The following is a 25,584-nucleotide window of genomic DNA, read 5'->3' on the forward strand; positions in this document are numbered from 1 at the left end:
AATGATAGACAGTTGTATCTGTGGAGTGGAATGGTTGTAGATTCTATTTTATCAGAATGGATTGGCTCGAAATAAGCATTATCAACATTTGAGGGGGGAGTATGTATGAAAGGAATACTTAATAAGTGGAATCAGTTAAGTCTGGTCAAACAAATTATAATCGGTTTAATTATTGGGATTATCCTGGCTTTAACGGTTCCGCAAGCAAAGGCTGTTGTTCTTTTAGGAACATTATTTGTCGGTGCGTTAAAAGCCATTGCACCTGTCCTGGTTCTTTTCTTGGTCATGTCGGCCATCGCTCAGCATAAGAGCGGTCACCGAACAAATATGAAATCTATTATTGTCCTCTACTTGTTAGGGACCTTTTTAGCTGGATTAATTGCAGTTATTGTAAGTTTTATTTTCCCTGTATCGTTAACCCTTGCGAAGGGTGCTGAAGGTGTTACGCCTCCTGGCGGTGTTGCAGAGGTTCTTAATACATTATTGCTGAACGTAGTAGATAACCCGGTTAATGCTATTGTTAATGCAAATTATATTGGTATTTTAGCCTGGGCGATTGTCCTTGGTTTGGCTTTAAAAAATGCCACTGATACGACAAAGACGTTGATTTCTAATTTTTCAGATGCTGTCTCAAAGATGGTTACATGGGTTATTAAATTTGCACCATTAGGAATTATGGGGTTAGTATTTGAATCGATTACGACCAATGGATTGGAATCATTAGTAAGCTATGGAAAGCTACTTGCTGTTTTGCTTGGTTGTATGGTGTTTGTAGCGCTGGTTGTCAATCCGGTTATTGTCTTTGTGGCGATCAGACGAAATCCATATCCGCTTGTGTTTAAATGTTTAAAGGAGAGCGGCATTACTGCATTCTTCACGCGCAGCTCAGCTTCAAATATTCCTGTAAATATGAGATTGTGTGAAGATCTCGGTTTGGATAAGGATAGTTATTCTGTATCCATTCCATTAGGAGCCACCATCAATATGGCTGGTGCTGCTGTTACGATTTCTGTATTAACACTTGCAGCAGTTCATACACTTGGCATTCATGTGGATCTTCCTACGGCTATCATTCTAAGCGTACTGGCAGCTGTTTGTGCATGTGGTGCCTCAGGTGTTGCTGGCGGGTCGTTATTGCTGATTCCTTTGGCATGCAGCTTATTTGGCATCCCGAATGATGTGGCCATGCAGGTCGTTGGAGTAGGGTTCATCATCGGTGTTTTACAAGATTCATTTGAAACGGCGCTTAACTCTTCTACGGATGTTCTTTTTACAGCAGCAGCTGAATATAAAGAGTGGCGTAAGGAAGGGAAAAAGATTGTTTTTTAAACTTCAAGATTAAGAAATACTTCTCATATTTGAAAAGTAAATCATAAAAAACTGCTGCTGACTTTGTCGACAGCATAGGCAACTCTTTTGTTAAAGAGTTGCTTTTTTAGGTTTATAAAACTCATCATTTTAAAGAAAAATAGCTGCCGCTGAGTAGACCAACAACAAAGACATCGAGAATCGGAACGATTTGTCAGGTTTAACTTTTGAGTAGGAGTTTAAGTGAAATAGCGATTCTTTTTACTTGGACGAAACGTGCAAAATACTTAAAAAAGAAATTTTATGGTAAAATTAGATAAGATTTTGTTCGAAGTGAGGTATTAGATGAGTAAAAGTAAAAAGCACAAGCCCAATAAACTAAAAATAACGTTAAGAGGATTAATCGTCATTTTAGGAGGATTTATAGCAGCTTATGGGCTAGAAGCCGTATTAATCCCAAACAACGTATCTGATGGGGGTGTGACAGGTCTTAGTATCGTTGGCTCACAACTAGTTGGATTACCATTAGGAATTCTTATTGCCGTTTTGAATATCCCGTTTATCTGGTTAGGCTATCAACAAATTGGGAAAAGCTTCGCCATTAATTCGATTATCGGAATCGCTTCACTAGCTGTTGGGACAAGCCTCATGCACCATATCCCAGCGATTATTGAAGGGGATACGTTGTTAATTACCGTTGTTGGCGGAATTATCCTTGGTTTTGGGATGGGGTTAGCATTGCGTAATGGCGGAGCATTAGATGGAATTGATATGCTGGCCGTTCTCCTTTCTCGAAAATTACCATTTGGGACAAGTGATCTCATCCTTTTCTTAAACTTGTTTGTCTTTATTTTCGTTTCAACTGTATTTGGTCTACAAGGGGCCATTCTTTCGGCAATTGCTTACTTTATTGCGTCTAAAGTGATCCATATCGTTGAAGAAGGGTTAAGCGGTTCTAAAACATTTAAAATTATTACAAATCAACCCCAATTAATGGTAGAGACCATACGCGATCGTTTAGGTCGTAGTGCAACGTATAAAGAAGCTTACGGCGGTTATTCTCATGAAAAATTTATGGAAATCACATGTGTGATTAACCGCTTAGAAGAAAGTAAAATAAAAGAAATCATTCATGAAATTGACGAAGCTGCCTTTGTTACAGTATATGACGTAGCAGAAGTTAAGGGAGGTAATTTCAGAAAGAGAAATATTCATTAGAAAAGTTACAAAAAACCAGCCTTTTTCGTTTTGCAGCGGTTAACTGCCACACTTTATGGGAGACTCTTTCCCTAAATCTTTTTATTACATACACTATTGCTATAAAAGAAGGATATCGTATCAGAAATGATATGGTATCCTTTTTTAAAGTTTTAAGAAAGTGTAAAATTTTGTACTTAGTTTTAGTGTCTAGCTCCAGCGCCTAGCCCCTCTAGAGTCTAGCCACTCATGAATTAAAGGCAAAGAACGCCTTCTATTCATGAGCGTCTTATTTGCCCTAGGCTGATCAAGGCGCTTGCGCATTTCTAAGCCTATATTAGGTTGTAAAGTTTTTCCTTGATTTTCCCCCATTGTAAATATTATCACAAAAAATAATCACATTTTCCTATGTAACTTAAAGATTGATCACATTCTAGTAGGTAAGATTCATTTATCCTTTCAGTTGCAGCGTTTTCATCTGTTGTAGTAAACGTTTCCGAATCCATATTTTAATAGGTATTTAGCTGTTCTCTTCTTTATTTTTAGATGATTTTAGCCATGTTGACATACCTTTTTAAATGAATTTTAATTAAAAAGTGATCTGGGGCTTAATATTACAAATGGTTGTTCATAAGCACTTTTATCTAATCAGAACTCTTGCTTAGATGGAGATTCATTTAGCTTTATAACTTAAAAAATGCATGCTTACTTGATCTTAATGTGGGAAAGGAGCATCTCCATGTGAAAAGTATTCAACATCGCTTATTAATCATGCTTCTTATTTTTATCATCCTGCCATACTTTTTATCTGTTTTAATCATTTATAAATATACAAAACATAGTGTTGAACAGCATGAACTCGAAATCAGTGAGGATCAAATGGAGGAATTGTCAGAAGAACTGGAACAATACTTTTATGATCTAAGCAATCTTCCTTATATTATCTATCGGAACCCTGATTTAATCCGAATTTTTACTAACGGGTTTGAGGATTCCATCTATTTAAATCCGATTGCGGTGGAAAAAAGTATTGAGTCTATCTATTTGATGCGGAACGAAATTCGCCAAGTACGTTTTTATATTGATAAAGATAAAGGATCGTTTACTGTTTATAATGCCATGGTCAGTGCTAGAAAATATCAACCTGACTTTTTAGAGCAGCCCTTGATTAAAAAGCTTTATCACGCAAACGAACCGTTTATAATTGAACCCCCGCATCGAATTAAAAATTATAATCACGCTGCGACCATTCCCCAATCTGATAAAACAGTGGTTATGAGTATCCACCACAAAATAGAAGATGTGCTTACGAACAAATTTTTAGGTTTTATGACAATAGATTTTGATATAGCTGGATATGCTCGTATTTGTAACAGTCTTATAAAAGAGCATGGAGGTTCTGTTTTACTATTAGATGCAAAAGATCGTGTGATGTATGCAAGTGATCAAACACTTATTGGAAAGCAGATTCCTTCTGAATTACAACCGCGTATTGAAGCGGAGGGAACTAATAATGGTGAAGATATTATCTTTTCAAAAACCTTATCAGAACCACTAAATCAATGGAAATTAGTGAAGATTACCCCTAGCCAATCTTTATTTAAAGAAGTCAGAAAGACTGCTTATACAAACATACTTGTTGGAATAGGAGTAGGATTATTAGGGTTAATCATGATTAGTATTATTACCTACAGAATTACTCGCCCTATTAAACTTCTTAGCCAGAAAGTATTATCAATTGAAGGCGGAAATATGGACGTTCCTTTTGATGACAGCAGAGAAGATGAAATCGGCCATTTAGAAAAACATATGAAGGATATGATGGATCGAATTAACCTTCACATTGATCGTGAATATAAATTGGAAATTGAGAATCGAAAAAATCAATTTAGAGCACTAAAGTCTCAGGTTAATCCACACTTTTTATTTAATGCCTTACAATCTATCGGTGCAGTAGCACTACGATCTCATTCTCCGAAGGTTTACGAATTAGTAACGTCCTTATCCAAAATGATGCGGTACTCCATTCGAGCGGATCAATGGGTATTGATAAGAGATGAAGTAGATTATATAAACGCATATTTATCTCTGCAAAAGGAGCGGTTTGGAGACTCTATTAATGTTTCTATTCATATAAATGAGTCTATTCTGGAAAGGGAAATTCCAAGTATGACTCTTCAGCCGCTTGTAGAAAACTTCTTTAAACACTGTTATGAAGAAGGTTTCTATGATGCTCGTTTACTTATTTATGGAGAAATAAAAGGACAAACTTTGCACCTCGGAGTTGAAAATGACGGAGCTAGCATGAAACTCTCTGAGCTTGAAACCTTAAGAGAAAATATTTATACGGCACCTGTAGCAAGCGAGCATATCGGACTGAAAAATATTCATGACCGATTAGTATTAAATTATGGTCAAGGAGCCGGTCTGGAACTAGACACAATGGATGGCAAAGGCTTTTCAGTTCGTATGTCAATTCCTCTAGATTCAAAGTTTGCTAGGGATGAAATGGCAGGGAGGGAGAAAGACTATGAAGGTTCTAATTGTTGATGATGAATTCAATGTACGTGATGTCATACGCCAGTTAGGACAATGGGAGAAGTACGGGATTACTGATCTCTTCGAGGCATGTAATGGTGAAGAGGCAAAAAGAATCATCATGAAGGAAAACCCGGAGATGATCCTTACAGATGTGAAGATGCCTGGAATAAGTGGTTTAGAATTAATCGAATGGTTGGATAGCATTTCTTATAATGGAAAAGTCATTTTAATCACAGGGTTTGACGACTATTCGTATATGCGGAAGGCTATTCAGTGCGGCAGCTTTGATTATTTATTGAAACCCATTGAGGCAGATGCATTTAATCATACATTAGCGGATGCTGTTCGATCCTGGGAAAAGGAAGAAGAGGATCGTCACTACAAAGAATCCTATGAAGATGTTAAAAGACTGCGTATGAATCAGGTCGTCACGGCAGCTTGCGTTGGAGAGCTTTTCAATTCGAATGAATTGGTTTCATATCTTCCACCATCTGAAAAATACGATCTTACCCTTATTTCCTTTTATCAAATGCATCATGCTTATCCATATATTCAGTTACTCGATGATGAGCTTATTATTCAGAAGTTAGGAAACGCATTTGCCCTGCAAACTGATCATAGTCTTTGTCTAGTGATTACGAAACATGGCAAATGGTTAGAAATTGAGGAATGGATTAGTCAGCAATTTGATATACCTGTACGTCTTGTTAACGGTGATCCGATCTCATCATTAACAGAACTTCCAATAGCCTTTCAGTCTCTGCAAAAGGCTTTAGAAGAACAAACTTTCAGATCGATCAACCGCTTAAACGACTTGGATGAAGCCCGTCGGATAAAGGATATTGTTTCCTATGTTGAAAAGTACTACATGGATGAATTAAGTTTGGAAAAACTGTCAAATCGGTTCTTTTTGAGTCGAGAGCATATCTCAAGAAAGTTTAAACAAGAAACAGGTATGCCGCTCTCTAAATACATGATGAACTTAAGAATTAATCAAGCAAAATGCTGGTTAATCGAAACAGAAGAAAGTATTTTCTCCATTTCTACCATGCTCGGTTATCAGGATGAGAAATATTTTTCAAAGCTATTTAAAAAAGTCGTTGGCATGACACCTTTCGAGTACCGAAACAGCGAGAAGAAGCTGCAAATTGGAAGCAGATAATGAACTCATAATATCCTGAAGTACTGAGGTGAAGCAATGAAAAAACAATTTGTACTCTTGTATATGGCTGTCATGATGATCTTATTTCTTACGGCATGTCAAACAAAGACAGAGACGGAAACGAAAGAAGCGAAACAGACCAAGGAAAAAATCATCTTAAATGTCAGGAATCCAAAAGTCGAAATTTCCACACAGTTTGAACAAATGGCAAATGCTTATGAAAAGGAAAATCCACATATCGATATTAAGATTCACACCGTTGGCGGGGCAGCGGATGATCTTTCCGATTTGAAGGCGCAAATGGCTTCCGGAACCGGTCCCGACATTTTCACAAACAATGGATACGGAAATGCGAAATTATGGAGTAAATATTTGGAGGATCTTTCTGATCAGCCTTGGGTTGACAAAGCATATAAGGATACATTAACACCAATGGAAATAAACGGTAAAATTTTTGGAATGCCATTTAACCTTGAAGGATACGGATTTATTTATAATAAGGATTTATTTAAACAAGCAGGCATTGATGAATTACCAAAAACACTTACTGAATTAATCGCAGCCGCTGAAAAACTGCAGCAGGCTGGGATTATGCCTTTTGCAAATGGATATTATGAAGAGTGGAAATTAGGTGACCAATTAGTAAGTATTGCTTTTGCACAACAAGAAGATCCAGTTGCTTTTATAAATGCTTTAAATCATGGGACAGAAAGGATTGAAACCAATCAAAGGTTTAAAGACATGATAAATGTATTGGATGTCACGTTAAAATATGGAAACAAAAATCCGCTAACAACGGATTACAACATGGAGTTGAATTTATTTGCCAATGGACAGGCGGCGATCATTCAACAAGGCAACTGGATTCAGCCGTTGATTGATCAGTTAACACCAAATATGAACATCGGGATGATGCCAATCCCAATCAATGATGAACGAAATAATGACTCCTTGGTTGTCGGTGTACCAAATTATTGGGTGATTAACAAACAAACCACGCCAATAAAGAAAAAAGAAGCCAAGAAATTTTTAACATGGATGGTTACATCAACACAAGGTAAAACGTATTTAACAGACCATTTTAAATTTATCCCCGCATTTGAAAATATGGAGGCTGACAACTTAGGACCGTTAGCTGATGAAATCATTCGCTACTCTAAAGCGGGGAAGACATTTTCAATTAACTGGTTTCACTTTCCTGTTGGAGTAAGAGCTGAATTCAGCTCTGCGATGCAGTTATATGTAGGAAAACAGTTAAATCGAGATCAATTGCTCCAAGAGTTCCAGAAATCATGGGAGAATGCTGCAAGCCAATAAGACGAATGTCAATATTTATATCAACAATTAATTGCCTCCTTGCCGGGGCTTTTTTTATTGTTCATTTTAAAAAGAAACAAGATCAATTTAAGACTAAAATCCAATCAATATACGCCATATTCATAGCCTAAAGACAAACCTATAATGATAAATGTAAGGCGGGATTTAAACATTAAAACCTCATACCGCACTTATTTCTTTATCCCGCCAACAAATATTAAAGGAGGAAGAAGATGAAACTCAAGAATCTTGTCAAACAAGCAACAGTTGTAACGCTTAGTACAGCTATTTTAGTAGGAGGCGGCGGTCCATTAGCTTTCGCAAAGCAAAGTGAAACGCTGGATCACAAAGAAGATTATGGAATCTCTCATATCACACGTTCAGACATGTATAAAATGATTGAACAACATGGAGATCCAAAATATACGGTGCCGCAATTCGATGCCTCAACCATTCAAAATATCCCTTCAGCAAAAAAATACAATGAATTCGGGCAATTGATCGATTTAGATGTGTGGGATACATGGCCATTGCAAAATGCTGATGGAACAGTAGCAGAATATAATGGATACCATATTGTTTTTGGATTAGCTGGTGACCCGAAAAACGGAAGTGACACGTTTATTTATATGTTCTATAAAAAGGTAGGAGAAACATCGCTTGATAGCTGGAAAAACGCCGGAAGAGTGTTTAAAGACAGTGATAAATATGCTCCAAATGATCCATATTTAAAAGATCAAACAGAAGAATGGTCAGGTTCAGCAACCTTAACATCTGATGGAGAAGTTCGATTATTTTATACAAATCGCGGAGGTTTTGATGCTGAGCAAGAGAAATACGGTAAACAAACCTTAACAACAGCACAAGTGAATGTATCTGAAGTGGATGCAAATACACTTAAAGTCGATGGTGTTGAGGACTTCAAATCAATCTTTGAGGGTGGAGACGGGAAGGTTTATCAAAATGTGAACCAAGCATTCAAAGATGGTAATTTCCTTAATAATCATACGTTGAGAGATCCACACTACATTGAAGAAAAAGGCCGTAAGTATCTTGTATTTGAGGCCAACACCGGAACAGAATACGGATATGAAGGTGAAAAATCCCTTTACAATAAAGCTTATTATGGCGGAAGCACACCATTCTTCCAATCTGAAAAGGAAAAGCTTTTACAAAGTCCTAAAAAGGAATTAGCTACTCTAGCAAATGGTGCTATGGGTATTATTGAAATAAATGATGATTATACAGTGAAAAAAGTAATGAAACCATTGATTGCATCGAACACGGTAACAGATGAAATCGAGCGTCCTAACATCTTTAAAAAGGATGGAAAATGGTATTTATTCACAAGTTCAAGAGGATCAAAGATGACAATTGACGGCATTGATGATCGCGATATTTACTTGTTAGGTTATGTTTCAGATTCATTAACTGGACCATATAAGCCATTAAATGATACAGGAATTGTCTTACATCACGATCTTGATCCTTATGATGTTACTTGGACATATGCACACTTTGCGATTCCGCAAAAGAATAGCGATAATGTGGTTGTCACAAGCTATATGACAAACAGAGGTTACTTCGAGGATCATAAATCTACATTTGCTCCAAGCTTCTTACTTAACATTAAAGGATCAAAAACATCTGTAGTAAAAGATGGCATCCTTGAGCAAGGGCAAATCACGATAAATAAATAATTTCCTACTTTATATCCCAAAAAGGGGTCTGTGACCCTTCGATCATGCAAAAGAAAAAATGTCGGTTATTTAATTGACATTTTTTCTTTTATATTAGAAAGAATTTTTGAAAAGCGTGGTGAGTTACCTTGGATAAAAAAAGAATGAAAAAGAAGGGATACGATCTGTGTTATGTCATCATTGGCTTCTTCATCATTCTAACGGGGGTAATGACATATCCAGCTCTTCATTTGATGGAACCAACTGTTGACCATCCTATCAATAATCCTAAAGAGCAAGTTGAGTCATCATATCGAGCCAATTACCATTTCACGACACCTGATAAGTGGAAGAATGACCCTCAGCGGCCCATTTATTTAAATGGAAAGTATCATTACTATTATCTTTATAATCGTGATTACCCAAATGGCAATGGTACAGAATGGCGGCACGCAACTTCAGAGGATTTGGTGCATTGGAAGGATGAGGGGATCGCTATTCCGAAATATACAAATGATAACGGGGATCCTTGGTCAGGGTCAGTCGTACTTGATAAAGATAATACGGCAGGCTTTGGTAAAAACACACTCATTGCCATTGTTACACAGCCCTCCAAGGATGGGGGAAAACAGGAGCAATTTTTATGGTATAGTAAGGACTTTGGAAAAACATTTACTTCCTATCGCGATGAGCCGATTATGGAAAATCCAGGTTCGAAGGATTTTAGAGATCCGAAAATCATATGGGATGAAAGACATCAAAAATGGATCTTGATTATGGCGGAAGGCACTAAAATAGGGTTTTATGAGTCTCATAACTTAAAAGAGTGGCATTATCTGAGTGGACTTATGACAAAAGATATTGGGCTTGTGGAGTGCCCGGATCTGTTTTTAATGCGCGCGAACAACGGGACATTAAAATGGGTGCTTGGGGTTAGTGCGAATGGAAAATCGCAAGGGAAGCCAAACACGTATGCCTATTGGACCGGAATGTTCGATGGAAAGGAATTTTTCCCTGATCAAAAAGAACCGAAATGGCTGGATTATGGCTTTGATTGGTATGGCGGTGTTACGTTTGAGGATGGAAAAGCCAAGGATCCATACAATCAACGCTATGCCTTGGCATGGATGAATAATTGGGATTATGCCCATCATACACCAACCTTAAAAGAAGGCTTTAACGGCATGGATTCAGTTGTTCGGCAAATTGAATTGATGCATGCTGGTGGAAATGAGTATTATTTACGCTCACAACCAATTCATGAATTAACTAACTTAATCACTTCGATTTATTCCTATGATCAGATAGAAGTAGATGGAGAGGTAACGCTTGACGATACAGGTGAGGTCTATCAATTAGAAACAGATATTTTTTGGAAAGATCTTAAAAATGTAGGGTTAAGACTTAGAGAATCAAAAAATCGTCAGCGGCATGTTGACGTCGGTATTTTCGCAGCAGAACAAAACTCATATGTGAACCGGGCATTTACAAACCACCCTGATAATAGGAATCAATCGACTAAAAGCACAGCGCCATTTGATAGCAGCAAGCGGCAAGCTCACTTAACGATTCTAGTTGATAAAATGAGTGTTGAGGTTTTTGTTAATGATGGAAAGGTCACACATTCAAATTTAATATTCCCCGAAAAAGAAGATAAAGGAATTACCCTTTATACAGAGGGCGGCCGAGCGGTGTTTAAAAATATTAAAATCAAACAACTCGGTTCGATTCGTTGAAATAGAGCTGGTGCATGAACTTGGGAAATCATGCACTTTTTTTCATTAAAAAGCAGTGGAGATACAAGGTCTTATTCCACTGCTGAAAACTTTAAAGCTAACTCTTTCCCAATCTCATACCAATCCCACAAGCTTACTTCAGCTCCAGTATCATAAGGGACGCTTTTTTCGTGGTTAATCTCTTTTATGACATGGTCTAATGTGGATTGAATTTGTTTGTTATTTTCATGAAGAATGCCCTCAGAGTAACCTTGTGCGATGGGCTGCCATTCTTTTACCATGCTTCCATAGTGGACGGATTTTTCATAGTCTTCGAGAAAGAAATAGCAGGTGCTGAGCTTGCTTAATAGACTGCTTCCTTTATCGACATTTTCGTCATATTCAGTTTTAAATAAATGGAGAAGAAGACCTTGAATTTCTTCATATTGTTTTAGGCTTTCAGTATTATCACCTGCAAGACGGTAAAAATTAGCTTGTACCATTTTTATCCTAGCAAACTCTGTTTGATTTCTTTTTTCAAATACGGAAAGCAAGTTTGCAATCCGACCGGCTGCTTCTAAAAAATATGCTTTCGCTTTTTCTTTTTCTCCTAGATAGAATAAGCATCTGGCATAGGCTTCATAATCAGACCATGATTGAGGACCGATTGAATCAAGAAATTGCTTTTTTTGAAGAAGTTTTTTTTCGTTTATTTTTATTTGCTTGCTCATGGTATTAAGGCCTCCTGAAATGAATGGCAGGAAAGAGAGGAGAGCCTCCTTCTTTCCTGCCTTATTTGCTTAAATATTGCGGATAATAATAAAGTCTAAAGAGTCTGTGTCCTTTAATAGGTTTTCCATGTATTCATCAAGGTTTTGTCCGGGCTCAATGGCCGATTTTGCACTTCTAATTCCACCATACACGACAGAGCTTTTGTATGGTGAACCATTATTGATAATATCTTTTAACATATCATAGGCTTCTTTCTCTTCTTTGCTAATCGTGTTGTTTTGAATGGCTTTCTCAAAGGCATCCATATATCGGCTTTGACTATTGACTGTCAGCCAATCTCTTGCTAGATATAAACGATATTCACCGCCTACATTGGAAGCCAGTCTTGCGCCTTTTCTGCGGCCATCGTTTAGTTTTCCTTTTTCTGAATAGGACCCTTTCGCTTCAATAATGAACGGTTCACCATCTGGTGTTTTCATGATAATGTCTGGTCCTTGGGAGGTGCGAATCGTTTGGTTTATATCGCGCTGTGAATATAAAAGTTTATACCCGAGCTGCTCATAGTACCAGATGGCTGCTTCCATCGCAAAAGCCTCTGCTCTTTTTGAGGCGTCCAAATTTGTTCCCCAACGTTGACGAATTTGCCGGTTAATTTGATTCCGTTGAGCAGCAGTAAGGGTAGTATCACCTAGTTTTAATCCTTTTAGCTTGCTGATTTTGAGGAGGTCGTTACCATGCTTCCCTAGCTGGGCAATCATTCTATCTGAAGCACCCATTTGCCTTAATGTTTTCGCAGCCCCTTCGGTGATTTCATCCAATAAAGCGGAAAGGATTTTCGGGTTGTCTCCGAACTCATCGATGGCGATTCGTAAGGCTTTCGGGAGATTTTCCTTTGCTCGTTTAACGAATTCGACTATTTTAGCAATCGTTTTTGCCCCATCACCAACAACCGGAATCACCCCGACAGCTGCTAACAAGCCGTCTCCAATATCTGCTTGGGTGAGATTAGCAATGAAGTCAACGATATCCCCATAGACAAGGTAACCGGAAACAAGCTGTCCGATTAAGTATGGAATGGAATTGAAGGTATCTTCCTCCATCCAGCCCCAATCAACAAGGGTTTCGCCAAATTCATTGACAGATGCGCCAAGCAGGACCTCCTGTACATAATCTGTCCAAACCTTGTCATATAGATGTGGATCTTTTCCTTCCTCATACTCCTCAAGGTCGTTAAAAGAATCTTCGTCAATGTTTTCGTTAAACGGATCTGATCCAATATCGGCTTCAATTCCGTCATCTAATCCGTCTCCATCTGTATCAGGGTAATAGACAAAGGTTCCTAATGATTCTTCTTCAAGATCGGTTAGCTTATCTCCGTCAGTATCGACGTCATCCTGATCATTTAAGATCGTATAAGATAAACTTGATGCAGTGCTTGCGCTTTTTGCATGCTGACTTTTTTCCCACTCTGGCGTATAAACTAATGTAAATACTGAAAAACGATCAATCTCGGCTGTAATAACCCCGTTTTTCGTATCAATTTTCTGGTTTTCTACCTGTGTGAATTGATGTTTTTCTTTATCGTATACAACTAGTTTTACCTTTTCAAGATCACCATTGGGGATGGCGTCTTTATTGATTGGGAACTTAATGGTTGCATGTTCGACTTTCTGTTCTACCGAAACATCAACAAAGTCTGAAACAGCACCCGGGATGTCTTGAAATAAGGTATATTCAGATACATTTTGCATGGAAACCGCAGATGAGAGGTCACCTTCTCCAGTGACTTCAAGAACAGCCCCTGATTTTTTATCAGTAAAAGTTTGTGGATAGCTTTCCAGTCCATCATAAAGTCGGTCACGATCCGAATCTGGCTCCTGCGGGTCTGTGCCGACACGATATTCGCCAGCATCGTCCAAGCCGTCGTGATCGCTATCTTTCAGTAAAGGTGAGGTGCCAAATTCCTTTAATTCTAGATGGTCATCTAAGCCATCAGCATCCGAATCCTTTAAAACAGGATCTGTCCCTTGCTTCTGCTCCTCAAGATTTGATAAGCGGTCTTGATCAAGGTCCTCTTCACTATCCTGTGTCCCGTTTTTATCAGTATCTTTTGTAAGAGGTGAGGTATAGAGCTTTAAAATTTCGTAACCATCTAATAAGCCATCTTGATCTGTATCGATTGCATTCTTGTCTGTCCCTAATTTCTCCTCAATTTGATCCATCGCTCCATCGCCGTCAGAATCAAGAAGTTGTTTCGCTCTATCTTTCAGTACTTGAGCATTTGACCATGATTTTTGATAGAAATGAATCGATTGCCCGCGGTTGTTTTTGTTTTCAAAGTCTAAGCCTTTTTCATAATCTTTTTGCGCTTTCTCTAGAAGCTTTTGTTCTTTTTTCGAAAACATGTCTTGATTTTTTTCTAACAGGGATAGTAATTCTTTCGTCACGAGCCTGTTTGCTGCTATCACATTGTCTATGATTGGGTCTTGTATCTCAGAAGTAAGTTGTGGAGATGCTTCAATGATGTTTAGTGCAGTTGAACTGTGGTCAAAAAATCTTGAGGACTTAATCGCATTGTTTGTTTCGAAATTCCCGTCAACAGCAGCCTGTAATTCAAAAAGTGCGTATTCCACCCGTTTATGATTTTTTTGTGGAGACTGAGTTTCCGGGATCGCTTCGATTTGTTCCATCGCTTTTTGCATCAGTTGCTTAACGGTTTGGTCAGATTCTTCTGATTGTATTTGCAAGCTTTGCTGTTTGGTGTTTTTTGCATTTGCAAAACTCGGTGAGATCGCAGAAGCAATTAACACCAGCACTAGCAGCCAATGCATGAGAAATTTGTTGTTTCGTTTCATTGTTCTTCCCTCGCTTTCGAATGATTTATAAGTAATTAAACACAACTACCATGTTACCTAAAATCAATTTTCAGCCAAAGGGAATTTTTCACTATTTTTACCATTAAATTACCAGTGAGATTAGACATATTGAAATGCTTTTTAATAGGACAATAGAATAGAAAAGGCTTTCTCAATAGGGATAAACCCACTTTGAGAAAGCCTCTATTATTTACGCATTTTGAAGCTCTTTTAAGCGACTGGCCAATTCTTTAAAAAGCTCTTCATTCCGATCATCCAATGCCTTATTGATTTGGCTCTTAAGCAAAGAAATTTCAACGAAAAGATCAACCGTCTTTGCATCTTTCTCAGATTGTTCATATTGTTTGATCGATTGTAATCTAGATGTTTCAATTAACTGTGTATACTTGTAATTAGATTGTTTTCCAAAGAAATGAAGGATAAGATAGACTTTGTCTGAAGGATAATTCATCAGAGAACCAATCGCTTTTGAAACATCTTCGGTTTTCAAGCTGTTATGATAAAAAAGAAAGCCTGGTTCATCTGAGTGAATGCTTGAAATAATCATCGTTCTTTCTTTTGGATGAATGGCATCTGTAAAGGAAAGATTTCCAAGGATGTGGTGATTTTTTACGATATATTCTAGCAGCCTGCGAGCTTCCGTATTTTTTAGTTGATGATGAGTTAAAAACCATTTGAGAAAATCACTTTTTTTTGCGGAGGATACCCAGTTCATTAAATCCCACCTTATCTCAGCTTTCAATCTTACTATCTATCATACCATGTTCGCTAAGCTGTTGTAAGGAATGAACATTGCTGGGGCTGAAATAAAAACAACTATAGGGAGCACATGGAATGAAAGAACTGTTTTTTGATAAGTTACTTGGCATTAAAACAAGGGGAGAACAATTGAGCTTTAACCAATCCTATCATTATCACCGATATGAGCCGACACCATATGATGCTTTAGAATATTTAGTTGATCACTATGAAATGAAGAGCAGTGATCGTATAATTGATTTCGGGTGCGGTAAGGGAAGGTTAAACTTTTTTATCCATTATCTATTAAATGCTACGGTTATAGGAATTGAGATGAACGAGATTTTCTATCAAGAGGCACTTAAAAATCACTATCAGTATATAAAAAAGACAAAAAAAAGCAATGAGAACATTCATTTTTACTGTTGTCTTGCTGAAGAGTACCAAATCCATCCTCTTGATAATCGATTTTATTTTTTTAATCCGTTTTCGATTCAGATTTTTATGAAGGTCATAAATAATATTTTGCTTTCTGTGGAAGATTCAGAGCGGGACATCGAACTGATATTATATTATGTAGCAGCTGATTATATTTATTATTTAGAAAATCATCGCGCTTTTGAATTGAAGCAGGAGGTCAAGCTCCCTGGATTATATGAACATAATCCTAACGAACGATTTTTAATCTATCGATTGATAAGGTAGTTTTACAAAAACATTATAGGAGGAAATTATGCAAAATAAACGTGAACAATGGTCTTCGAAGCTTGGCTTCATTCTTTCCTCTGCTGGAGCTGCCATTGGTCTTGGAGCCATTTGGAAGTTTCCGTATGTAGCTGGGATGAACGGCGGGGCTGCTTTTTTCTTAGTTTTTCTCGCTTTTACGGTTCTTATCGGACTTCCTATGCTAATATCTGAATTTATTATTGGAAGAGGAGCAAAGCAGGAAGCCATCTCCGCGTATAAAAAACTTGCCCCGGACAGCCTTTGGGATAACATTGGAAAGCTTGGGGTCATCGGCTGCTTTTTATTGCTGTCCTTTTATTGTGTGGTTGGGGGATGGGTGTTAATTTACAGCCTGCTTTCGATCGTTGGCCAAGTAATTCATGCTGGAGCTAATTATCCGGAGCTTTTTGGAAAGGTAACAAGCTCGCCAAGTATTACACTTTTTGGCTTAGCTCTTTATTTACTTATTAATATTATTGTCATTACGTTTGGCATAAAAAATGGCATTGAACGAGCAAGCAAGTATATGATGCCCTTATTATTTCTCTTTTTTATCGTTCTTGTCGCCAGATCATTAACCTTGGATGGGGCAATGGCAGGGGTGGAATTTTTTCTAAAGCCTGATTTCACAAGTGTCACGGGTGACGGCATATTGTATGCACTAGGCCAATCGTTTTTTGCGTTGGCTGTCGGGTTTTCCTGTATGGTAACATATAGTTCATATTTAGATAAATCAGTAAGTATTCCGGCGTCTGCAACCTCTGTTGTGGTAATGAATATTTTCGTTTCCTTGCTTGCCGGACTGGCTATTTTTCCAGCCGTTTTTGCGCTTGGACTTGAGCCGACAGAAGGGCCGGGATTATTATTTATTGTTCTCCCGACTGTATTTTCCCAGATTCCATTTGGCGAGTTCTTTTTATGTCTTTTCCTATTGCTATTCTTATTTGCAACCTTAACCTCCTCCTTCAGCCTATTAGAAATCATTGTCTCTGCTTTTACGGAGGGGGGAAAACGATCAAGAAAGGGCGTTTCATGGGTGGCTGGAGCAGCTGTCTTTTTGGCAGGGATCCCGGCTGCATTATCGATGGGACCGCTAAGTGACTTGCTTATTTTTGAGAAAACGATTTTTGATGCAACTGATTATCTGGTTAGTAATATTTTGCTGCCGCTCGGTAATTTACTGATTGCCGTATTTATTTCGTTTAAAATGAACAAAGCATTAATTAAACAAGAATTTATGCTGGCAAACTCGTATCCGCCGCAATTGTTTGCAGTATGGCGGTTCTTAATGAGATGGGTGGTTCCCCTGACAATTGCTATAGTATATCTGCATTCTTTAGGTGTGATTTAATATTAAAAAGTTAATTAAACGTTTGTTTAATCCCATCATGAAAGTATTGAACACTATTAATAAGTGATATTGACCTTAAATAGAGGTGTGAAAAAGTGAAAACCGTTCTAGTTATTGGTGGCGGCATTACCGGGTTATCTGTTATGTATGAATTGAATAAGTGGAAAAAAAGCACGCAATCGGATGTAAAGCTTATCCTTGCAGAGGCGTCTTCCGAACTGGGGGGGAAGATTCGCACAGTAAATAATCATGAATTTGTTATGGAAACAGGTGCCGATTCCATTGTTTTACGCAAGGCGAATAAGATGTCCTTTATTGAAGATCTAGGTTTGCAATCAGAGGTTGTGTATAATGCGACAGGGCGCTCGTTTATCTACGCTGACGGTCAGTTAAAGCCGATTCCTCCTGATTCAGTATTCGGAATTCCGGCAAGTATTGAGTCATTAGCGAAGTCAACACTTATTTCAGCTGAAGGAAAAGTAGCGGCATTAAAAGATTTTTATACAAGGAATGAAAGGTTTACGAAAAACGATTCCATTGGGGAATTTCTTGAATTTTTTCTAGGAAAGGAACTAGTGAAGAAACAAATTGCCCCTGTCCTTTCTGGCGTGTATTCTGGAGATTTAATGGACTTAACCATTGCGTCAACATTGCCATATGTGTTTGACTATAAAGAAATGTATGGCAGCATCATAAAAGGCTTTGAAGTAAATAAGGAGAAATTTCAAAGCAATGGAGAGAGAAAGTTCATTTCTTTTAATAATGGTTTAGGGACGTTGATTGATGCGTATGAAAAAGCACTGGATGATGTTGAAATAGTAAAAAATATAAAGGCAACAGTGATAGAAAAAGTTGAAGAGCGATATCGCGTCTCCTTTATGAATCATGAATCAATAGAAGCTGATTTTATAGTGTTAAGCATTCCACACACAGCTGCAGAAAAATTGATAAATGACACGGATTTAAAGAATGATTTTGCTAATTTGAAAAACAGCTCACTTATCAGTGTGTATGTTGGTTTTGATGTTCCAGATCACCTTCTTCCAGAAGAGGGAACCGGGTTTATTAACGCAAGCAATCATGACCTTTCATGCAATGCCTGTACATGGACAAGCAGAAAATGGGAACATACGTCATCCAACGGAAATTTGTTAGTAAGGCTATTTTATAAAAGCAGTCATCCGCTTTTCCCGAGTTTACAAAACATGAGCAAACAAGAGCTCCTTCAAGCGGCACGGACTGATATTCAAAAAAGTCTTGGAATTTCGGCTGAACCGGTTGCCAGCGAAGTAACCACTTGGATGGAGAGTATGCCTAATTACAGGAAGACGCATCCCCATACTGTAGATGCGATTGAAGGCAAGCTCGCCGAAAAATATCCAGGAATGATCGTTGCAGGCTGTTCCTATTATGGTGTTGGAATTCCGGATTGTATTGAAAACGGGCAAAGCACAGCAGAAAAGATTATCTCATTACTATAAGAAGATAAGGCGCTCTAACCACCTTTGATGATTGTCAGGAAAGATTTGCTGGTGGTAGGCGTCTTTTTTCGCATTTTAATTGGCTACTACGTCGAATTTCCTTCTTAGTTGCCAATTTATACCTTCTGAAAGTGAAAAATAGGACAATTCGCACAATACATTCCCCTTTAATCTAAGTAAAATGGTACGTGATTGGAAGTGTAGGTAATAATTTACAATCATTTTATTTGGAGGAGTGTTTATCATGTTTTTTCTATTTTGGGGATTTTTCGTTTGGCTTGGAGCGACATTGATTTTTCGATTCGGGGGGCAATTCTTTTTCCTGTATGACCAGCCCATGCTTATGATTATGTCCTATATGTTGGTTGTTCCGTTAATCGCCGTTTTAACCGTACCCATTTATAAGTGGAAAAAAGTTAATTCGAGCCAAAAAATCAAAGCGGCACTCTTTATCGCTTTGCCTGGCATGTTAATCGATGCTGTTGTTTTAATTTATTTCCAAAAGCTATTTCCAAATCTTGACCCTAATACGGATAAATATTTTGCTTCATGGTTATTGTGGGCTTATTCTCTCATCCTATTATCCGGCTTTATCGGGAAACAAGTTGAGATTGGTGAATAATCCTTGAAAGGAAAATGTGACGAAATTGTGCTGGAACAAATATGATATAACAAAAGCGCCTATTTACAGATAGAATCATTTCGGCTTTATCATACCGGACGAGGGGGATTTCAATGAAAAAAGATCGTAAGCCTCAGTTTGAAACAATGGCCATTCATGCCGGTTATTCTCCAAAAAATCATCATGACAGTTTAACCCCGCCTATCTATCAAACATCCACCTTTACATTCTCGACAATGGAACAAGGAGCCAGAAGGTTTGCTGGTATGGAGGATGGCTATATTTATTCTCGGCTTTCAAATCCAACTGTTGAAGTTTTAGAGGAACGTATGGCTATTTTAGAAGAAGGGGAGGCTGCACTTGCTTTTGGATCAGGTATGGCAGCTGTTTCAGCTACCTTAATCGGATTAACAAAGAAAAATGACCATATTTTATGTTCAAAAGGTTTGTACGGTTGTACGTATGGTTTATTGCAATTGCTAAAAGAAAAATATCAGATCAATTACTCTTTTTCAGAATTATCTGCAGCGGATGAGATCTTATCAAATATTCAAGAAAACACAACATGTATTTATATTGAAACACCGATAAATCCAACTATGAAAGTAATCGATTTAGCATTAGTCGCAAGGATTGCCAAAGAAAAGGGGATTAAGGTGGTTGTCGATAATACATTTTTAACACCTTACTTACAAAAGCCATTAACATTAGGTTGTGATCTTGTCATCCATAGCGGGACGAAATATATTGGCGGGCATGGTGATGTGATCGCAGGAATCATTGTCGGAAGTCAGGAGATCATCGACTATTTAAAACGAACGACGCAGAAGGATATTGGCGGAATCATTTCACCCTTTGATGCGTGGCTATTGCTTCGGGGAATCAAAACGCTTGCGGTGAGGATGGATCGCCATTGCGAAAATGCAGAAAAACTTCATGCCCTTTTGAAAAACCATCCTAAAATTAAGGCTGTCTATTACCCTGGTGACAAAGGACATCCAGATTTTAAAATGATGACCAGACAAATGAAAAAAGGGGGAGGCGTGCTATCCTTTGAAATTGATGGAACATATGAAGATGCCGTAAAATTTGTTAACGCTCTCAAACTTATTCCAATTGCAGTAAGCCTTGGAGATGCGGAAACGTTGATTCAACACCCTGCTTCCATGACACATTCGAGCGTTCCAGAAGAAGCCAGGCTAAAAATGGGCATTTCAAATCAATTGTTGCGCTTATCAGTTGGCCTTGAAGCATGGGAGGATATTTGGGAAGATTTAAAGCAAGCGCTGGATTCTCTATAAAAAGTAAACAGAGCTTTTTACACAAGGGTCGGTCCCCTCAAACAGTTGGGGGACTGACCCTTTTTAATAATTTGTAATAAAATCAATAGCTTAACCATACTTTGTGAAAACAGCTTATTTACTAATTATATAAAATTCAGAAAATAACAACGTTTTTAAAGACTCTATTTAATATGCTAATATAGTAAAAGCGTATCCATTACAGGAAATGTATATGATAGTAATGCTAAAAGATTTTTAGATAGGGGTGTTAAGAATGAAAATAATTGAAACTTTTATTAATGGAGCCAATACTTTGCTTTGGTCATATGTTCTGATTATTTTGCTGATAGGTGCAGGTCTTTATTTTACATTTCGCACAAAGTTTGTACAGTTCCGGTTAATTGGAGAAATGTTTAGATTATTAGGCGAAGGAGCTATGGCTGATAAAAAAGGAGTGTCCTCTTTCCAGGCTTTTTGTATAAGCACAGCTTCACGTGTAGGAACCGGGAACCTTGCTGGGGTTGCCATTGCTATTACATTAGGTGGTCCGGGGGCAGTATTCTGGATGTGGCTAATCGCATTAATTGGTTCTGCATCTGCGTTTATTGAGAGTACACTTGCGCAAATTTATAAGGTGAAAGATGGGAATACATTCCGTGGCGGTCCAGCCTACTATATGGAAAGAGCATTAAATGCCCGCTGGATGGGTGTTACATTTGCAATTATTATTTCTTTAACATTTGGTTTGGCATTTAATTCTGTTCAAGCAAATACGATTACAAGTGCCCTTAATGAATCATTTGGTATAAACAAAGTTTTAATAGCGGTTGTTTTGACAGTCATTACGGCAGTCATCATTTTTGGCGGGCTTAAAAGGGTAGCAACAGTATCAGAAATTATTGTTCCTGTTATGGCAGGAGCATATATCTTGATGGCTCTTTATGTCGTGGTTGTGAATTTTTCTGAACTGCCAAGTGTAATCGGTTTAATTTTTACGAGTGCTTTTGGTGCTAATGAAGTAGCAGGCGGGGCGCTGGGCGCTGCGATGATGAATGGAATAAAACGCGGTTTGTTCTCGAATGAGGCCGGAATGGGTAGTGCGCCAAATGCGGCAGCAACAGCTGATGTCAGCCATCCTGTCAAACAAGGACTTATTCAATCTCTTGGTGTATTCGTTGATACACTTTTAATCTGTAGCTCAACAGCATTTATTATTTTATTGTCTGGTCTTTATACGTCAACAGAATCTGACGGTATTGTCCTGACACAGAATGCACTTGAAACCTCAATGGGTTCATGGGCCAGTATATTCTTAGCCCTAATTGTGTTCCTATTTTGCTTTAGTTCAGTTGTCGGGAACTATTACTACGGTGAAACAAACATTGAATTTATCAACACAAATAAAATCTGGCTAAACATTTACCGTATAGCTGTTGTGGCGATGGTTGCATTTGGATCACTTGCATCATTAAGCTTTGTATGGAGTCTTGCGGATTTACTAATGGCGCTAATGGCGATCATCAACTTGATTGCGATTGTACTGCTAGGGAAAATTGCGATTGCAGCTCTCAATGACTATATGAAGCAAAAAGCGAACGGGAAAAACCCAGTCTTCCATGTCTCAAATATTAAAGGACTAAAAAATGTTGAAGCATGGGGCGGTTCTTCTAAACAAGGGAAGAGCAGGGAATAAAGCCTGGCAAATGACAGATTGAAATGAATTAATATTAAAAAACCTTAGCTACTCTGAAGTGACCCCTAAAAGTTAGACACGGTTATTTCATTAGGCAACTTGGGTAAAATGAGTTCGGTATTGCACCGGACTCATTTTTAATTTTGCCTTTATTCGCTTTGTATTGTAGTAATCGATGTATTTTTCTAATTCTATTTTAAAATGCTCTACACTCTCAAATTCTCTTATGTAGAGGAACTCAGATTTCATAATTCCAAAGAAGTTCTCCATAACAGAGTTGTCGTAACAGTTTCCTTTACGAGACATACTTTGGACTATCCCTCTGGATTCAAGTGCGTGACGATATTTCTTCATTTGATAATGCCAGCCTTGATCGGAATGCAGAAGTAGCTGGTGGATATCAGGTAAACGTTCGAAAGCCTTCTCCAACATATTTGAAACAAGAGAATAGGTTGGTCTAGAACCAATTGTGTACGTGATTATCTCCCCATTAAATAAATCTAAGACAGGCGAAAAATAAAGTTTCTCACCGAATATCTTAAATTCTGTAATGTCTGTTACCCACTTTTCATTTGGGGTATTTGCCGTAAAATGGCGGTCTAAAATATTTGGCGCTATTTTACCGACCGAACCTTTATAAGATTTGTATTTTTTCATTCGTACGATACACTTTAACCCTAGTTCTTTCATAATCCGTTGAACCTTCTTGTGATTCACTTTTTGCCCACGATTCGCAAGTTCATCACGAATACGGCGATAGCCATAACGCCCTTCATGTTCTTCATAAATTGCCTTTATTTCCACTTTTAGATCAGCATCTGGATCTAGACGATTCATACGTTCCACTAAATCATAGTAAGTGCTACGTGGAATGCCAGCGAGTTTTACGAGTGCTTTCACCGGATATTTATGCCTTAATTCATAGACTACTTGCGCTTTGTCTTGTTTGGTGATTTTTTCTTGTTTTGAACTAAGGCATTCAACTTTTTTAAATACTCGTTTTCCATTTCAAGTTGTTTAATACGTGATTCCAGTGCCTCGACAGACCCTTCAAGTGGTGTGGATTTAGTTTGTTTTTTCGTATCTTTTTTCATGGATGGACGCCCCTTTATCTTTGATTGAAGGGCATCTAATCCTTGTGTTTCAAATTGCTTTTTCCAAACAAGTATTGTGGATGGAGCAGCTATATTAAAGATAGCGACTGTTTCCATTATGGACGTACCGTGTTCAATCATATAATTTAGTACGTCTAGTTTAAACTGTTGGGTGTAATTTGTATATAATTTTACGAATACTTCTACACCATTGTATTCATATTGTTTGACCCATTTAAGAATTGCTTTATTATCAGTTCCCAAAGATTTAGCTAATTCATATGAACTCTCATTTCCATTTAAATAACGTTGAACTGCTTGTAATTTATCTTCTGCAGAAAATTTAGCCATAAAAAACTGCACCTCCAACTGTTAGATGGTGTCTAACAATTGGGGTGCAGTTCACTCCAGGTCGAATGGCTAAGGTTTTTTTATTGATTATTTTATGTCGCGAAAAGCATCTTCTAATTGTTTATAGCCTTTTAGATCCTTATTCATTGGATCATCAGTTTCTATCGTCCATTCTCGTTTTTCAGGGGCCAACCCTCCAGCTTGATTTTTAATAAAAGGAGAATGGACATGATAGGTTTTTCCGTCTTTTCGAACTGTATAACCTAAGAAGTAATGTTGATCCTGACCCTCTTCTTCAAAAATACCGATATCTTCTATACCATATTTGGTAATAAGTGGTTGGAAAGAATCTTGTAACTCATTAATAATTTGCTCTCTCGGTAAAAAATCCATATTAGTATCTCCTTTCAAATGTTCCTTCTTTTAATATGTGTTCATTTTTTGTTGCTAGTCATTCTATTACTGAAAAAAATGTATGTTTTACATAGTTGTTAGTATTGAAGATGATGGAATAGTGGATTTGATTATGAGCGGTTTAATAAGGCTGTCTCAATTAAGACAGCCTCATCAATTTATTTGATAGAAGAAGGACCAACTAACGTTTCTGGGGAATGACCAAGAATTAATAAGGAGATCTTTGCATATCCAATCTTTTTATGATGGGAAAGAAACTTATTAATTCGGTCGAAATTTTCATCATCCCTTAGCTTTTGAACTTCTTTCTTATACAAGCGTAGTACAGAGCCATAAACAAAGCTAGGAGTGTAATGTTCAGCATCTTCATCCATTATTAGGCAACCCATATATTGATAGTTGAATTGCAATGCCCGTGTTAAGTTTACAACATGCATTAGTTTTTGAAAGAGTGTAGGAAAGTCTTTCTTTAATGTCTGAAGAGCATCGTTGGTCGATGTTAATTCAGCCTGACTCGTTACCAGCATCATTCTTCTCTCCTCCTTATTTGTCCCATGGTTTTCTAACGGTAATATATTCAGCTAATTCCTTACTTTTTTGTCTTCTTAGTCTGCGCATTTCCGCTCTTTCTTTACCAGTATTGTAGAGAAACTTTTCTTCTTCCGTTTCTGGGATAATCCCCGGCACTTCAACAGGTTGTTTGTTTTCATTTAACGCTACAAATGTTAAGAAGGCTGTTGCTGCCATTCTGCGTTCGCCTGTCATCATATCCTCAGCAATCACTTTACAAAAAATTTCCATAGATGTTTTTCCGGTGTAGGTCACAAAGGATTCAATACAAACGGAATCAGTTTGGTGAATAGGGCATAAGAAATCAATTGAATCCGTTGATGCTGTGACACATTCCTTTACTCTTGAATGTCTTCGAGCAGATAAGGTTGCAACATTATCAAGCTTTTTCATCAATACTCCGCCAAAGAGGGTATTATAATTATTTAAATCGCATGATAATACTTGGTCAGTACTAACAATACGGCTTTCCTTCGTTTTTTTTGCTTCCATTTTTATAACTTCCTTTCATCGTTGACTTACATTAAGATGTACGGCTTTTTCTGCTGCCGTAAAGGCTAAAAATGGCTGGTACCAACAAAAGAATCATTTCTATAGAAAGGTTTGTTAACCTGTTACAAGTGTACGCCTGTGATTTAAGTTAGTAAAATGGTTAATTTTTATTGGAAGTATAGCTTTTATCTATGTAAATGGTTTCAAATATAAAAAGAGGATTCATCTCCTGAATCCTCTTA

General features: G+C 37.6%; 20 protein-coding genes. 13 read left to right on the forward strand and 7 right to left on the reverse strand.

Features of this window, described 5'->3' with window-relative positions:
- The first annotated feature begins 105 nt into the window (after positions 1-105).
- From sstT to levB, 7 genes are all read left to right on the forward strand, one after another.
- A complete protein-coding gene (sstT, locus tag ACSVDH_RS02215; protein ID WP_439253702.1) occupies positions 106-1,329 on the forward strand; it encodes a serine/threonine transporter SstT in 1,224 nt (407 codons plus the stop codon).
- A gap of 324 nt (positions 1,330-1,653) precedes the next feature.
- Positions 1,654-2,526: a YitT family protein gene (locus ACSVDH_RS02220; protein ID WP_439253701.1), complete on the forward strand. Its 873-nt coding sequence runs from the start codon at positions 1,654-1,656 to the stop codon at positions 2,524-2,526.
- Positions 2,527-3,246: 720 nt separating this feature from the next.
- Positions 3,247-5,055 carry a cache domain-containing sensor histidine kinase gene (locus tag ACSVDH_RS02225; RefSeq protein WP_439253700.1) on the forward strand — a complete coding sequence of 603 codons (1,809 nt, stop codon included), beginning with the start codon at positions 3,247-3,249 and terminating at the stop codon, positions 5,053-5,055.
- Complete coding sequence (locus ACSVDH_RS02230; RefSeq protein WP_439253698.1) at positions 5,036-6,208, forward strand: response regulator; 1,173 nt, start codon at positions 5,036-5,038, stop codon at positions 6,206-6,208. Before ACSVDH_RS02225 ends, ACSVDH_RS02230 begins: the two co-directional genes overlap by 20 nt.
- Before the next feature lie 36 nt (positions 6,209-6,244).
- A complete protein-coding gene (locus ACSVDH_RS02235; RefSeq protein WP_439253697.1) occupies positions 6,245-7,525 on the forward strand; it encodes an ABC transporter substrate-binding protein in 1,281 nt (426 codons plus the stop codon).
- Positions 7,526-7,758: 233 nt separating this feature from the next.
- Entirely contained in the window at positions 7,759-9,225 is a 1,467-nt protein-coding gene (gene sacB, locus ACSVDH_RS02240; protein ID WP_299094060.1) for a levansucrase, read from the forward strand.
- 233 nt (positions 9,226-9,458) lie between these two features.
- Positions 9,459-10,940: a 2,6-beta-fructan 6-levanbiohydrolase gene (gene levB / locus ACSVDH_RS02245; RefSeq protein WP_439253709.1), complete on the forward strand. Its 1,482-nt coding sequence runs from the start codon at positions 9,459-9,461 to the stop codon at positions 10,938-10,940.
- Positions 10,941-11,011: 71 nt separating this feature from the next.
- On the opposite strand, the gene ACSVDH_RS02250 is transcribed toward levB, so the two are convergent.
- The 3 genes from ACSVDH_RS02250 to ACSVDH_RS02260 form a co-directional block, all read right to left on the reverse strand.
- On the reverse strand, positions 11,012-11,650 hold the full coding sequence (locus ACSVDH_RS02250; RefSeq protein ID WP_439253695.1) for a hypothetical protein: 639 nt from the start codon (positions 11,648-11,650) through the stop codon (positions 11,012-11,014).
- A gap of 69 nt (positions 11,651-11,719) precedes the next feature.
- Positions 11,720-14,506: a hypothetical protein gene (locus tag ACSVDH_RS02255; RefSeq protein WP_439253694.1), complete on the reverse strand. Its 2,787-nt coding sequence runs from the start codon at positions 14,504-14,506 to the stop codon at positions 11,720-11,722.
- A 211-nt stretch (positions 14,507-14,717) separates the two neighbouring features.
- On the reverse strand, positions 14,718-15,242 hold the full coding sequence (locus ACSVDH_RS02260; protein WP_299094069.1) for a YpiB family protein: 525 nt from the start codon (positions 15,240-15,242) through the stop codon (positions 14,718-14,720).
- Positions 15,243-15,361: 119 nt separating this feature from the next.
- On the opposite strand from ACSVDH_RS02260, the gene ACSVDH_RS02265 reads away from it, so the two are divergent.
- The 6 genes from ACSVDH_RS02265 to ACSVDH_RS02290 all read left to right on the forward strand — a co-directional run bounded on the left by ACSVDH_RS02265 (position 15,362) and on the right by ACSVDH_RS02290 (position 22,421).
- Complete coding sequence (locus tag ACSVDH_RS02265) at positions 15,362-15,970, forward strand: methyltransferase domain-containing protein (protein ID WP_439253693.1); 609 nt, start codon at positions 15,362-15,364, stop codon at positions 15,968-15,970.
- 28 nt (positions 15,971-15,998) lie between these two features.
- Positions 15,999-17,342 carry a sodium-dependent transporter gene (locus tag ACSVDH_RS02270; protein ID WP_439253692.1) on the forward strand — a complete coding sequence of 448 codons (1,344 nt, stop codon included), beginning with the start codon at positions 15,999-16,001 and terminating at the stop codon, positions 17,340-17,342.
- Between the two features lie 95 nt (positions 17,343-17,437).
- The gene (hemG, locus tag ACSVDH_RS02275) at positions 17,438-18,823 is read left to right on the forward strand and encodes a protoporphyrinogen oxidase (protein WP_439253690.1); all 1,386 of its coding nucleotides are present in this window, start codon (positions 17,438-17,440) and stop codon (positions 18,821-18,823) included.
- A gap of 244 nt (positions 18,824-19,067) precedes the next feature.
- Complete coding sequence (locus tag ACSVDH_RS02280; RefSeq protein ID WP_439253689.1) at positions 19,068-19,445, forward strand: DUF5367 domain-containing protein; 378 nt, start codon at positions 19,068-19,070, stop codon at positions 19,443-19,445.
- Between the two features lie 113 nt (positions 19,446-19,558).
- The gene (gene megL, locus ACSVDH_RS02285; protein ID WP_439253687.1) at positions 19,559-20,746 is read left to right on the forward strand and encodes a methionine gamma-lyase; all 1,188 of its coding nucleotides are present in this window, start codon (positions 19,559-19,561) and stop codon (positions 20,744-20,746) included.
- A gap of 256 nt (positions 20,747-21,002) precedes the next feature.
- The gene (locus ACSVDH_RS02290; RefSeq protein ID WP_299094078.1) at positions 21,003-22,421 is read left to right on the forward strand and encodes an alanine/glycine:cation symporter family protein; all 1,419 of its coding nucleotides are present in this window, start codon (positions 21,003-21,005) and stop codon (positions 22,419-22,421) included.
- 90 nt (positions 22,422-22,511) lie between these two features.
- Here the strand turns inward: ACSVDH_RS02290 and ACSVDH_RS02295 are convergent.
- The 4 genes from ACSVDH_RS02295 to ACSVDH_RS02310 all read right to left on the reverse strand — a co-directional run bounded on the left by ACSVDH_RS02295 (position 22,512) and on the right by ACSVDH_RS02310 (position 25,342).
- Positions 22,512-23,866, reverse strand: a protein-coding gene (locus ACSVDH_RS02295) for an IS3 family transposase (protein WP_518617456.1) whose coding sequence is annotated in 2 segments (ribosomal slippage) — positions 22,512-23,413 and positions 23,413-23,866 — 1,356 coding nt in all. Because the reading frame shifts where the segments join, the coding sequence is not laid out codon by codon here.
- 87 nt (positions 23,867-23,953) lie between these two features.
- Complete coding sequence (locus ACSVDH_RS02300) at positions 23,954-24,259, reverse strand: DUF5634 family protein (protein WP_439253008.1); 306 nt, start codon at positions 24,257-24,259, stop codon at positions 23,954-23,956.
- Positions 24,260-24,438: 179 nt separating this feature from the next.
- Positions 24,439-24,810: a hypothetical protein gene (locus ACSVDH_RS02305; RefSeq protein ID WP_439253009.1), complete on the reverse strand. Its 372-nt coding sequence runs from the start codon at positions 24,808-24,810 to the stop codon at positions 24,439-24,441.
- Between the two features lie 13 nt (positions 24,811-24,823).
- Positions 24,824-25,342: an acyl-CoA thioesterase gene (locus ACSVDH_RS02310; protein ID WP_439253010.1), complete on the reverse strand. Its 519-nt coding sequence runs from the start codon at positions 25,340-25,342 to the stop codon at positions 24,824-24,826.
- Positions 25,343-25,584 lie beyond the last annotated feature (242 nt).

Origin of the sequence: Metabacillus sp. Hm71, assembly GCF_051842955.2 — a bacterium.
Classification (GTDB): domain Bacteria; phylum Bacillota; class Bacilli; order Bacillales; family Bacillaceae; genus Metabacillus.